Raw genomic sequence first — 13,186 nt, 5'->3', positions numbered from 1 at the left:
GCCGGTGAAGCCGTCCATCGCCACCACCTCCAGGCCGGCTCGCCAGGAGGCGGGTCGGTCGGCGAGCCACTGCTTGAAGGCCGCCTTGGAGCGGCCCTCGATCATGTCCAGCAGCCGGGCGGGCCCGGTGCCCTCACGCACCGGGGTGAGGTCGATGATGACGGTGACGTACTTGTCCCTCCGGCGGGTGTGCTGCCACACGTGCTCATCGACACCAAGGACCTTGACCCCGTCGAACCGGTGCGGATCGTTGATGAGCACGCGTCGTCCTTCGGCCAGGACCGCGTCATTGGCGGTGTTCCACGACCCCCCCAGGCCCTCGGCGACGCGGGCCACGGTCAGGTGCTGAGACACGATGGCACCAGTGCCCACCGCAGGGCGCCGCGCGAGAGCTTCGCCCGCGGCTCCGCCGCGCCGTGAGACTGGTGTCCTGGCGCCACACATGCCCACACCCGCTGCACCGATAGCGGCGCACCGTCACCAGCAGCGTGGTCGGGCGCCAGCCCAGCGGCTCGTGCGCCAGCGCCCGGGTGACGGTGTCCCGAGGCGCGCCCTCACACCCGCACCGTCGGCACCAGGCGTCATCCTCGATGACGCGGCAGGCCAGTACCGCCCGATCGGGCTCCAGGCGCTGGCCGACGACTTCCAGGCCGAGGTCATCCAGCCGAGCGAATGTGGTCAGGTCAGGGCGAGTGAAGGTAGCGTCAGGCACGTCGAGGTCTTCCCGGTGGGTAGCGTCAGAACTCCCATCATCGGAGGACCTCGACCCCTGTCCCACGAGCGACGCGCCCACGACCTCCACACCCTCAACTGCGAAGAGCCCGTAATGCGCCACCCGAGGGTCGAGCGCGGCCTTCATGCTCGGCGCCCGCGAGTCGTCCTTCTTGTACACTGGTGCCCGAAGCCCATAATTTTGCGCTTCTCGGACAGCGCCTGGGTAAGCCACGTTTCGGCCTTGTACCCTCGCATTTCACCGGTAGAGACGTGGCCCCCCGCGGTCGGTTCACCGAGTCCGCTGGCGATGTGGAGGAGGTGATCGGCCGCCGGAAACGGGCGACGCCGCCGGTGGAGCCGAAGGTGACCGGGGAGGTCGAGGCGCGGGTGATCGCGCTGGCGTGCACGAAGAGCCCCCGGGCGGCTATGACCGGTGGTCGCTGCGGCTGCTGGAGAAACATGTGCTGCTCACCGACGGCCGTGCGGGACCAGACCATCGGCGTGATGACCGCGATGGGCGAGTCCAGCTTGCCATTGGCCCACAGCACCTGCGAGGTGATCCAGTTCGAAGAGTCATCGGCCCTCAGCGGCATCATGACGCCGGACCCATTGGGAGAACGCTCGGCGAAGGCGCGAGCAACCTCAACGGTCTCCTCCCACGTGGTGGGCCTCAAGGCGGCCTGCCGGGCCGTGGGGCCAGGGCTAGGTTCTCCGCGGCCAGGTCGTCCTGGGCCTGGGCGCTGGCACCCACGACCCGGTCCCCTGGCGTCAAAGGTTTATGGTGCCGGCGGTGGTGCCAGCAGAAAACCTTACGTCCGGTTATCTAATCGATAGCACGTATCCCAAAGCCTCATTGATGGAGGAATCTTGCTGAGAAGAGTGACCAGGAAGGACTGGCCGTTCATAGGTGCGCTGACGTTACCGGGGTTAGTCCTGCTCACCAGTTTTATCGCTGTTCCACTGTTTGTGATCGTACAGTACAGTTTCCGATCGGCGAGAAGTTTTTCCGCGGAGGGTACGTTCGTCGGACTCGACAACTACCGGTATATCCTCGGTTCGGATAGCCCGTTTTACGAGGCGCTGTACCTCACCTTGGTTTATGCGGGCGGATCGGTGCTCCTCCAGCTGGTCGTCGGCGTCGGTATCGCGCTCGTCTTGAACAAGCCTTTCTGGGGGAATGGTTTGCTCCGAGGTGCATCGATCGTCCCGTATATCATCCCGGCGATTGTGGCGACACTGGCCTGGCGATGGATCCTAGATCCGGAGGTCGGCATTCTCAATGTGATGCTCTCGACCCTCGGGCTAGGAAACATCAATTTCTTCTCACCAAGCATGGCGATGGTGACCGTGATCGGGGTGTCTGTCTGGGCGTGGACGCCGTTTGTGGTGATAGTTTTTCTCGCTGGGCTCCAGACCATACCCGAGGAACTGTATGAGAGCGCTCGGGTGGATGGTGCGGGCGCCATCAGGCAGTTCGTTTCGATCACACTGCCTATGATGAAGGCAGTCATAGTGACGATTCTCGTCCTTCGCGGCATTTGGATGTTCAGTAAGTTCGATGTGGTCCATCTCTTGACGGCAGGCGGTCCAATGAACCTGACCCGGACATTGCCGATTTTGATTTATGAGGAGGCGTTCAGAAACTTCAATGTCGGAGAAGGGGCAACGATCGCTGTGCTCTCGCTGATCCTCATGTTGATCGCGATCCTCATCTTCCTCAAATTGACCAGTTCACGAGACAGCGTGAGGTGAGCGGACATGCAGCCACGACGTTCTTTTCGGGTTTTTCAAGCAATCATGGCATTATTGATTGGGCTCATCACGCTCTTCCCGATCTATTGGGTGACCGTCAGTGCATTACGTGGCTTTACCGGGTTGTACGATGATCGCAGTACCCTGTGGCCGACCGCGTTCAACCTCGATTTCTTCACCTCGATATGGGCCTCGACGAACTTTCCGAGAAACTACTTCAATAGCATCGTCCTCGGAGTCGCGGTTACGTTTATCACCGTCGTTGTTTCCCTGGCGATGGCGTACGTCCTGTCGCGGTTCAAGTTCCGGGGCAACGGCGTGATCCGGATGTCGATGCTGATCGGCTACATGCTGCCGCCGCTCGTCCTCGCGATACCATTATTCGGCTTGTTGGTATCTGTGGGCCTGGATGATACGCTTTATGGTCTGGGCATCGCCCACATTGCCATGTGCCTGCCGTTCGGCGTCTGGATGATGATCGCGTTCTACGACACGGTCCCGGTCGATCTCGAGGAAGCGGCGTGGATCGACGGGGCAACCAAGATGCAAGCACTCGTGCGAATCGTTATTCCCGTGGCGGTTCCTGGGATTGTGTCCGTAGCGGTTTTCTCGTTCGTCTTGTCATTCACCGACTATGTATTCGGGCTGATGCTCGTCTCCAGCGATTCGATGAAAACGTTGCCCGTCGGCTTGGCCACCATTGCCGAATCCACCGCACTTCAGCGGGGGGACCTGCTGGCAGGAGCGGCCCTGATCGGGCTGCCGATGATCGGATTCATGGTCCTCGCGGGAAGATTCTTTATTAAAGGCATGATGGCCGGTGCGGTGAAGGGCTAGGCGGAGCCTCGCGGTCGACAGCGGCAGCGCCTGGAAGCCATGTGCGATGTACATGCCATCAATTAAAGTTGGGAAGGATTGATAATGTCTAACAGTGCGAGTAATGCAACGCGGGATAATCGTCAGCGGAAATTTTGGGGATGGGGATTCGCCGATGATGTGGTCTCTGATAAGGAGATCCTCGAACTCGGAGACCATCTGCACGCAAGCTTCGGCATCACACCCCAGGACCTGTCACCGGCGCCGCGCCTGGAGGAGATCGAACTGCGGGATCCCCGGGTGGCCCCGCCGGCGTCACTCGAGAGGATTTGCTCGGCCGATAGGTGGGCCCGGGTCGAGCACACATTGGGTAAGAACTACGACGATTTCGCACGTGGCTTGTACGGCCAGTACAAGAATCCGCCTGACTTTGTGGCATTCCCGGAGACTGAGAACGACGTAGCGGCCGTGCTGGATTGGGCTACTAACAATAACGTCGCCGTGATCCCCTACGGCGGTGGCTCCTCAGTCGCGCGTGGTATCGAGCCCGACATCCCGGACTCCTATGCCGGCGCGGTCAGTTTGGACCTTCGCCATCTCAACCAGGTCCTCGAGATCGACCACACCTCGCGTTCAGCTCTGATCCAGGCGGGTGTGCGCGGACCTGACTTGGAAGCGCAGCTGAAGCCCCAGGGCTTGTCAATGCGATTCTACCTGCAGGCCTTCGAGTTCTCCACCCTGGGTGGGTGGATCGCGACGCGCGCTGCTGGACACTTCGCCACGATGTTCACCCAGATCGACGACCAGGTCGCGGGTCTGCGGACGCTGACGCCGGCCGGCGTGAGCGAAAGCCGACGGATTCCGTGTGATGGAGCCGGCGTCGACCCGAACCGCCTGATGATCGGTTCCGAGGGCACCTTCGGCGTCATCACCGAAGCGTGGATGCGGCTCCTCGAGCGCCCCACCTTCAAGTCCAATGCCTCGGTGCTGTTCGCCGATTTCGACAAGGGCGTCGAAGCCGCTCGGTTGATCGCCCAGTCGGGACTGTGGCCTGCGAACTGCAGGCTGCTGGACCCGACCGAGTCCCGACTCGCCGGCGCCAGCGATGGCAGCCAGTCGGTGCTGATCCTCGGGTTTGAGTCCGCGCACGAGGAGACCGAGTCCGCTCTGGCCAGCGCTGTGGCGATTGCGCTGGCCGCCGGAGGGACGGTGCAAGGCCAGGAGTCGGCCCGAGCTGGCGAAGTGGTCGGACGCGGCGGAGCGGCCGGGAAGTGGCGCAACTTCTTCGTGCGGGGCCCGTACTACAAGGAAGGCTACGCGCGGATGGGGATCCTCCGGGAGACGTTCGAAACGGCCTGCAGCTGGACAGACTTCCCCGAGTTGTACGCCAGTGTCGTCGATGCGACCACGAAGGCGATCCGGAAGGTGTCGGGCGCTGGGTCGGTCGCATGCCGGTTCACCCACGTCTACCCCGACGGCCCCGCCCCGTACTTCACCGTCCTGACATCGGCTCGGAAGGGCTCGGAGCTCGAGCAGTGGGCGGAGATCAAGCAGGCGGCCTCGGACGCGGTGCTGGCGGCAGGTGGAACGATCACCCACCACCATTCGGTCGGTCGCTATCACCGTCCCTGGTACGATCAGCAGATGCCTGCGCTGCACCGAGCGGCGCTCGGTGGAATCAAGTCAGCCCTCGACCCAGCCGGGATTATGAATCCGGGCGTTCTCATCGACCCATGATCGTAAAGTCATCAGAATTTTCGAGCTTTTAGGTGAGGCAGGAGACTGACATGAAAGCGTATGCTTTAACAGCCAGTGACGGTGCCATCGAGGCAGTCGAGCGTGATATCCCGAGTCCGCCGGCGCGAGGTGCGGTGCTTCGGGTCACTCGTGTCGGCGTGTGCCACTCCGACGTCCACCTGCGCACTGGTGCCTACGACCTCGGCGAGCGCGGTGAGCTGACACTGAAGGATCGTGGCATATCGCTGCCGCTGGTGATGGGCCACGAAATCGTCGGTGAGCTCGTGAGCCTCGGCGATGAGGCTGGGGAGGTCACCTCAGATATGGCGTACTGCGTCTACCCGTGGATAGGCTGCGGTGACTGCTTTTACTGCGGTCGTGGCGAAGACAATTTCTGCTCCAAGCCGGGGACTCTTGGGGTATTCGCCGACGGCGGATACGCCGAGTACGTCGTCGTCCCGGATGTGAAGTACCTCTTCGGCATTGGCGATCTCGACCCATCCTGGGCCGCGACGCTCGGGTGCTCCGGTATCACCGCCTACTCTGCCGTGAAGAAGGCATACGACGCGCAGGTTGATAACCCCGTCGTGGTCATCGGCGCGGGTGGGGTCGGGCTGGCCGCGATCTCGATCCTCAAGGGGCTGGGTTGCTCGGAGATTATCGCCGTCGACATCTCGGCGGACAAACTCGAGGTCGCATCCGAATACGGTGCGACGTCGACCGCCCTCTCAGGTGAGGTGTCCCTGTCCAAGCTGACCAACACCGACGCTTCGCGGCCGCCCGCGGCGATCATCGATTTCGTGAACAGCAGCCAGACAGCTGCGACGGCGTTCGACAGCCTTGGCAAGGGGGCCACCCTGGTTCAGGTGGGGCTCCACGGCGGGCAGTTGGTCATGCCGAATCCGCTGGTGGCCTCGCGTGCGCTCGCCATCCTCGGGTCCTACGTGGGGACGGTCGTCGAATTAGCCGAGGTTGTGGATCTTGCGAAGCGGGGGGAGATCCCGGCGATTCCCACCGAGGAGTTCCCGCTCTCGCTCGAGTCGATTAATCGCGCGCTCGACAGGCTCCATGAGGGAAGTGCCCGGGGACGCCAGGTCCTGACCTCCTCAACCACCACCGCCAAATAATCGAGAGGTACACATGTACTACCGTTCCATGGACCCCGCGACCGGTGAATTGCTCGCCGAGTTCCCCTCGGATTCGACGGAAGCCACCGGTAAGAAGATCGACGAGCTTGCCGAGTCCTTCCGCTCCTGGTCCCAGACCGAGGTATCCGTTCGGGCGGCGTTCATTAGGCGAGTCGCGGGACTCTACCGTGACCGCCGCGAGGAACTCGCGCTGCTGACGGCTTCGGAGATCGGCAAGCCGCTCGCGCAAGCGCGCGGTGAGGTCCTCCTGAGCGCGGACATCTACGACTACTACGCGGACAACGCCGAAGCGTTCCTGGCGCCGGTGCCGCTTGAGCATCGCGGCGGGGGGTCGGCGTACCTGACGCGGGAGGCGATCGGCACGCTCCTGGGGATCATGCCGTGGAACTTTCCCTACTACCAGGTAGCCCGGTTCGCCGCGCCGAACCTTGTGCTGGGCAATACGGTCCTGCTCAAGCACGCTCGGAACTGCCCGCGCCAGGCCCGGGTCATTCAGGAGATCTTTGACGAGGCCGCGGCCGGGATGACGGTATACCTCAACTCCTTCGTGGAGTCGAAGGGTGTCGAGGGCGTGCTGGCCCGGCCTGAAATCCAGGGGGTCTCGCTCACGGGCTCCGAGGGTGCGGGCCGCGCCGTGGCGACTCTTGCGGGGACGTACCTGAAGAAGTGCCTGCTGGAGTTGGGCGGGTCGGACCCGTTGATCGTGCTGCCGGGGTCGGACCTGCCGACCGTGGCCGCGTTCGCGGCGCAGGGACGGTACCGCAACGCAGGGCAATCCTGCGTGTCGTCCAAGCGCACCCTGGTGCATACGGACGTCTGGGATGACTTCACCGAACTCTTCCTAGCCGAGGCCAAGACGTTCATCCCGGCCGACCCGAAGCTCGAGGAGACGCCGATCGGGCCCTTGGCCACTCCGGATGGGGTGCGGGAACTACGCAAGTTGGTCGACGAAGCGCTCTCCGCGGGGGCGACATTGGTCTACGAGGGAACCACCCCCGATGGCTTCGACGGAGGCAACTTTTTCGCGCCGCTCGTGCTCACCGATGTCACACCGCGGATGCGCGCCTACCACGAAGAGCTGTTTGGCCCGGTCGCTGTGCTCTACAAGTTCAGCTCCGAGGAGGAAGCGCTCGAGATCGCCAACGGCACTCGCTTCGGGCTCGGAGCGGCGGTATTCGGCGATCCAGGTGAGATCAGCGACTCCTTCGTCAGGCGAATCGAGGCCGGGATGGTCGGGGTGAACACCACGATTCGGACGGCTCCAGAACTTCCGTTCGGTGGCGTGAAGGCTTCAGGCATCGGCCGCGAACTAGGACCAGTCGGTATCGACGAGTTTGCCAACCTCAAACTCGTCCACGACATGAGATCGAGGGACTGCAGTAGTGACACGTAGATTTAGCTGGGATGGCGTTGACGATCCACCCGCGGGCAGCCTTCACGGGGTGCGAGTGTTGGACTTCTCTCGGATACTCGCGGGTCCGTACCTCACGATGCTCTACGGTGATCTGGGCGCCAAGGTGATCAAGGTAGAACGAGCAGAGGGCGACGACACTCGACGGTGGGGACCGCCTTTCGCCCAGGGGGAGGCCACCTACTTCTGGGGTGCGAATCGCAATAAGCACTCGATCGTCTTGGACCTGAAGAATCACGACGACCGCGCCCTCGCCCTCGAACTGGCCGAAACAGCCGACGTAGTGGTCGAGAACTTCCGGCCCGGTGTAATGGACCGCCTTGGGCTGGGATATGAGGACATCCTCAAGACCAACCCCGGTGTCGTCTTCTGCTCGATCAGCGCCTTCGGCGACTCGCCGGCTGCCGCTGATCTGGCCGGCTACGATCTGCTGGTGCAGGCGGTCGGGGGGCTGATGAGTATCACCGGGACGGACGAGAGCGGTCCGATTAAGGTTGGCGTCGCCCTCGTCGATGTCCTGGCATCGCTGCACGCCGCCGTCGGTGTCCTCGCGGCATTGCGGCATCGCGACGCTACCGGGGAAGGCCAGCGTGTCGAGGTGACGCTGCTGCAGGCGCTGCTCGCCAGTCTCACCAATCAGGCCACCGCCTATCTCGGCACCGGTGAGAGCCCGGCACGGATCGGTAACCAGCACCCCTCGATCGCCCCGTACCAGACGCTCCGAGCGGCCGACGGCGAGGTCGCACTGGCGTGCGGCAACGACCGCCAGTTTCAGAATCTCTGCAGGGTGCTCGGCCTGGAAGGGGTCGGCACTTCCGAGGAATTCGGGACCAACTCCGCTCGCGTGGTCAACCGGGCGGCACTCATCGAGCACATCGAGGAGGTCACGGCCGAGTTGACCGCGAGCGAGGTCATCGACCGGTTGACCGGGGCCGGTGTCCCCGTCGGCCCCGTGAACGACATCGCCGAGGCCTTCGCCACGGCCGCTATCTATGGCCTCGAACCGCGGATCGACATCACCGCGGGCGACCGAACGGTTCCCCAGGTCACGAGCCCGATGCGGTTGAGCCGAACCCCCGTGCGGTACTACCTGCCGCCGCCGAGGTTGCCGGCTGCACACGGTGAGGAAGGACCCAATGCTTGATCCGCAGACACTCCAGCGGCTGGTCGCCCAACTGCGTCGGGTGTTCCCTCCAGAGCGGATCCTCACCGACCGCCAGCAAGTGCCTCATGTCAATATGCCCGCAACCGGATCGGGTCGTTGCCTTCATTGCCACCGTGGTGCTCGCGGACGGGACCGTGGCAACGTCTGGCGGCAAGGTCGTCAAGAATGTCGCCGGGTATGACCTCGCCAAGATCATGACCGGGTCCTACGGCACGCTCGGGATCATCGTGCGGGCCGCGTTCCGCCTGCACCCGGTGCGCCCGGCCCGGGCCTACGTCCTGCGCACGGGGCCGCTGGAGGAGGTGGCCGACCTCGCCCGCGAGGTGATCGGGTCACAGCTCGCCCCGGCCGCCGTCGAGATCGACCGACAAGCCGGCAGTGACGAGGCCGTCCTCGCCGTCCTCCTGGAGGGGACCGGTGACGCTGTCGCCGCCAGGGCCGCGGAGACCGCCGCTCTTGTCGGTGGCGCGGTAGGCGAGGAGCCGGCCTGGTGGGCGCGCCTGCCCGTCGGGGACACCACCGCCAAGGCGACGGCGACCCTCATGGGAGTGAATGCCCTGCTGCGGGCGGCACGGTCGGCCGAGCAGGCGCACGGCGCCGCGGTCGCGGTGCGCGGCTCCGCCGTTGGCGTGCTGCACGCCGGCATCACCACACCCACCGCCGCAGCGTTGGCCGGTGTCGTCACCCGCCTGCGTGCCGCCGCACCTGGGCCGGGCGAGGGCACCGTGACCGTGCTGACGGCCCCGGCCGAACTGCGCGCGGGCCTGGACGTGTGGGGTCCGGTCGGCGGGCTGGAACTCATGCGCGGCATCAAGCAACGCCTGGACCCGGGCCGCAACCTTGCGCCCGGCCGATTTGTGGGAGGCATCTGATGAGCATCGAGACCCCCAAAGGACAGATGGGGACCGCCGAACCGGCAGAGGCTGCCAGCACGCTGCCCGATGTCCTCGGGCTGGCCGCGTTCGACGACCACCACGCGCCCTCGCGCGAGCTCATCGACGACTGCGTGCACTGCGGCTTCTGTCTGCCCGCGTGTCCTACCTACAACCTGTGGGGCGAGGAGATGGACTCGCCGCGCGGGCGCATCTACCTCATGAAGCAGGGCCTCGAGGGCGAGCCCATGAGCTCGTCGATGGTCCAGCACATCGACGCGTGCCTGGGCTGCATGGCATGCGTCACCGCCTGCCCCTCCGGGGTGCAGTACGACAAGCTTATCGAGGCCACCCGCCAGCAGGTGGAACGGCGCGGTTCCCAGCACCGGTCCTTCGCGGAGCGGGCACTGCGCGAGGGCATCTTCGCCCTGTTCCCGCACCCCGCCCGTCTGCGCCTGGTGCGCGGGCCCCTGGCGCTGTACCAGAAGAGCGGCCTGAGCAGGCTCGTGCGCGGTTCCGGGGTGCTCGAGAAGATCTCGCCAACGCTGGCGACGATGGAGGCGATCGCGCCGCCGATCGAGCGGCGAGTCAACATCCCCGAGGTGATGCCGGCCCGCGGGCCTCGGCGGATGACTGTGGGGCTGCTTCTTGGCTGCGTCCAGCGCGAGTTTTACCCGGGTGTGAACGCCGCCACCGTACGAGTGCTGAACATGGAGGGCTGCGATGTCATCACCCCGCCTGCCCAGGGCTGCTGCGGCGCGCTGTCGGTGCATTCCGGGCGAGAGGTCGAGGGGCTGCGCTATGCCCGGGCGTTGATCGACTCCTTCACCGCCGCCGGTGTCGAGCGCGTCGTGGTCAACTCCGCCGGGTGTGGGTCGACGATGAAGGACTACGCCCACCTGCTCGCCGACGACCCGGACTACGCCGAGCGTGCCCAGGCCTTCTCGGACAAGGTCCGCGACATCTCAGAGATCCTCGTTGAGCTTGGCCCGGTAACCGAGCGGCACCCGCTGCCGGTGACAATCGCCTACCATGACGCCTGCCACCTCTCCCACGCGCAGAAGGTACGGTCTCAACCCCGCCAGCTGCTCCGCGCGATCCCCGGCCTGACCGTCAAGGAGATCGCTGACGGCGACCTGTGCTGCGGCTCGGCCGGGATCTACAACCTGACCAACCCCGAGCCCGCGCGCGAACTCGGCGACCGCAAGGCGGTCAACGTGGCAGCCACTCGGGCCGAGCTGCTCGTGACCTCCAACCCGGGCTGCCTGCTGCAGATCACCGACGCCCTCGCACGCCAGGGTAAGCACATCTCCACCGCCCACATGATTCTCGTGCTCGACGCCTCACTGCGGGGCCGGGACGTGCAGACCCTGCTGCAGGAGGCGCCGACGGCTACCGCACTCACCGGCACAGCGACCGAGGCGACCGAGGCGTCCGGTGGATGCGCTTGTGGCAAGTCCGGCGGCTGCGGCTAGCCACAACAGGCACATACGTCACAGGGGGCACTCCTGGTTGCCTTCGCCAAACCGGTTGGGCGGTGACCGACACCCGATAGCGAGGGACCAAAGTGACAGAGGGTTATGACCTATTCGCGATGGCCGACACGCTCTCCCGAATCCTCGATGCGCCAGTTAGGGTCCGCGATGAATTAAGTCAGTGGGTGTCGGGCGTGTCGCTGGTGAGCGTGACTGGTCGCGGGTGGAGGGTGTAGTTCCATTCGCCGTGGAAGGTGTCGCGGGTCAGGATTCCGTTGGTCTGCAGTGCTTTCATCGTCTCGTTGGGGATCTTCACGCCGGTGGCGTAGGGGGTGGTGTCGAGTTCGGCGTGAACACGCAGTCCGCTGGTGGTCGTGGTGGCGGCGATGGACTCGACGATGACTTCATGGCTGGTCAGTGGGCGCCCTCGCCAGTTCATGGAGATGTGGGAGAAGAGCCGGTGCTCGATCTTGTTCCACTTCGAGGTCCCGGGCGGCAGATGAGCCACGGTGATGGTCAGTCCGGTGGCAGCGGCCAGGGCGGCGAGCTCGGTCTTCCACATTCTGGTGCGCGAGCCGTTCGAACCGCCGCCGTCGGCGCAGATCAGCAGAGGCCGGACGCGTCGGGATAGGTGAGCGTGCCGGTGGTGGTCCACCAGGAGCGGATCGTGTTCACGGCGAACTCGGCGGTGTCGTGGTCGGTGCCCACCGACACCCAACCGGCGTCGGCAGCGACGTCGTAGACGCCATAGGGATTGGCCTTGCCCAGTGCCGGGTCGATGAAGTCGTGGACCTTGACCGGGACCGGGGTCCGGGCCGGTGACCATTCCCGCCCGCCGTTCTTGTAGGCGCCCCGACGAGCTCCTTCTTCTTGGTGTCGACGCTGATCACCGGATTACCGGCGTCCATGTGCTGGCGGACCTGGTCGTTGAGGTGGCCGAACTGGGCATCGCGGTCGGGATGCTGGCCCCCCTCGGTGGTCTTGGCGTTGGCCTGCAGGCTGTAGCCCTGCTCGTGCAGCAGCCGTCGGACCACGTAGTCACTGACTCGGTGACCCTGCTCGGTCAGCGCCCGCGCCAGAGCACGGGTGGATTTCAACGTCCACCGCAACGGCGACATCGGATCCCCGCGGGTGACCGGGTCGATCAACGCCTCCAGTGCTGCGACCAGGCCCGGGTCGTGGACCTCAGCCCGCTTGCGGCCACCACCGGGCCGGCGAGACGCCACGACCGTGGCAGCATCAAGGTCCTCGGTCTCACTGCGGCCCCGGCGCACCGTGTCCGCCGCGACCCCCACTGCCCGGGCGACCACACCGACCCCGCCCGGGCCGAGCTCAGCGGCCTCGGCCCCCAGCCACAACCGACGCTGCAACTCGCTCAGGTGTGGGCGCAGCACCTAATATCGCCGCGCCAACGACTTTCCTTCAGGTCCGCCATAGCACAACGATAACCGCCACAACCCTGAAAACGAGGTTCATTCATCGCGAATCCTTACGATCGACGACAGAGACTTTACGGGGCTCTTCGCGGGTCGTGGTGAACGGCCTGTTGTGATCGGCGTTCACGTCACTGCTCGCGCGGCGCTGGTCAGGAGTATACGGACCCTGTGACCTGCCCTGTGGTTCTCGGACAGTGGATACATTAGTGGCTCTTCACAGATGAGGGTGTAGGCGGGGTCGGAATCCGCCGGCTTCGAGCAGGGACCTCGCGACGTAGTTGGTCAGGTTGCGGAACCCGAGAGCGGAGCCGCGCAGGTGCTCCAGCCGTCCATTGATGGCCTCGGTGGGTCCATTCGAGGTGCCGGGCCGGTCGAAGTAGGCCAGCACGTCGTCGGCGCGCCGCTTCAGGGTGCGGCCGAGCTTGCGCAACTCGCCCAGGGCGGCGGGCACGCCGTGGCTGAGGGAGTCGATCAGCCGGCACATCAGTTGCCGTCCTCGTGACCTGTCGACCTCGCGGTAGGCGGCGATCATGCGTTGGTAGACGCCCCAGGTTGCCTCGACTTGGACGTGCTGCTCGCCGTCGAACAGTACCTCGACGCGTCGGTTCTGCTTGTCGGTGAGCAGGTCGGCGCCGGTGTGCAGGGTGCGCCGGGCGGCGT

General features: G+C 65.0%; 9 protein-coding genes and 2 pseudogenes. 8 read left to right on the top strand and 3 right to left on the bottom strand.

Annotation, left to right across the window (positions count from 1 at the left end; genetic code table 11):
- A pseudogene (locus tag TOK_RS19805) lies at nt 1–712 on the bottom strand (transposase); the annotation flags it as partial.
- An 881-nt stretch (nt 713–1,593) separates the two neighbouring features.
- Here TOK_RS19805 and TOK_RS19795 point away from each other — a divergent pair.
- The 8 genes from TOK_RS19795 to glcF all read left to right on the top strand — a co-directional run bounded on the left by TOK_RS19795 (nt 1,594) and on the right by glcF (nt 11,090).
- Nucleotides 1,594–2,466, top strand: coding sequence for a carbohydrate ABC transporter permease (locus tag TOK_RS19795; RefSeq protein ID WP_172457664.1), 873 nt, complete (start codon nt 1,594–1,596; stop codon nt 2,464–2,466).
- Between the two features lie 6 nt (nt 2,467–2,472).
- Nucleotides 2,473–3,303: a carbohydrate ABC transporter permease gene (locus TOK_RS19790; protein WP_098959495.1), complete on the top strand. Its 831-nt coding sequence runs from the start codon at nt 2,473–2,475 to the stop codon at nt 3,301–3,303.
- Nucleotides 3,304–3,387: 84 nt separating this feature from the next.
- Nucleotides 3,388–5,019 carry an FAD-binding oxidoreductase gene (locus tag TOK_RS19785; RefSeq protein WP_098959494.1) on the top strand — a complete coding sequence of 544 codons (1,632 nt, stop codon included), beginning with the start codon at nt 3,388–3,390 and terminating at the stop codon, nt 5,017–5,019.
- A gap of 50 nt (nt 5,020–5,069) precedes the next feature.
- Nucleotides 5,070–6,146, top strand: coding sequence for an alcohol dehydrogenase (locus tag TOK_RS19780; protein ID WP_141566457.1), 1,077 nt, complete (start codon nt 5,070–5,072; stop codon nt 6,144–6,146).
- A gap of 28 nt (nt 6,147–6,174) precedes the next feature.
- Nucleotides 6,175–7,560 (top strand): aldehyde dehydrogenase family protein, encoded by a 1,386-nt coding sequence (locus TOK_RS19775; RefSeq protein WP_216362026.1) that lies wholly within the window; start codon nt 6,175–6,177, stop codon nt 7,558–7,560.
- Nucleotides 7,561–7,609: 49 nt separating this feature from the next.
- On the top strand, nt 7,610–8,722 hold the full coding sequence (locus TOK_RS19770; protein ID WP_253258508.1) for a CaiB/BaiF CoA-transferase family protein: 1,113 nt from the start codon (nt 7,610–7,612) through the stop codon (nt 8,720–8,722).
- A 155-nt stretch (nt 8,723–8,877) separates the two neighbouring features.
- Nucleotides 8,878–9,615 carry an FAD-binding oxidoreductase gene (locus TOK_RS19765; protein WP_141566456.1) on the top strand — a complete coding sequence of 246 codons (738 nt, stop codon included), beginning with the start codon at nt 8,878–8,880 and terminating at the stop codon, nt 9,613–9,615.
- A 26-nt stretch (nt 9,616–9,641) separates the two neighbouring features.
- On the top strand, nt 9,642–11,090 hold the full coding sequence (gene glcF / locus TOK_RS19760; RefSeq protein ID WP_098959497.1) for a glycolate oxidase subunit GlcF: 1,449 nt from the start codon (nt 9,642–9,644) through the stop codon (nt 11,088–11,090).
- A 217-nt stretch (nt 11,091–11,307) separates the two neighbouring features.
- Here the strand turns inward: glcF and TOK_RS19755 are convergent.
- Nucleotides 11,308–12,442: pseudogene (locus tag TOK_RS19755) on the bottom strand (ISAzo13 family transposase); the annotation flags it as partial.
- A gap of 298 nt (nt 12,443–12,740) precedes the next feature.
- Nucleotides 12,741–13,186 (bottom strand): transposase (locus tag TOK_RS19750; RefSeq protein ID WP_141566455.1); only part of this gene is annotated, 446 nt, incomplete at its 5' end.

The sequence above is a fragment of the Pseudonocardia sp. N23 genome (genome assembly GCF_002583555.1).
GTDB lineage: Bacteria > Actinomycetota > Actinomycetes > Mycobacteriales > Pseudonocardiaceae > Pseudonocardia.
This window is presented reverse-complemented; position numbering and strand designations above follow the sequence as displayed.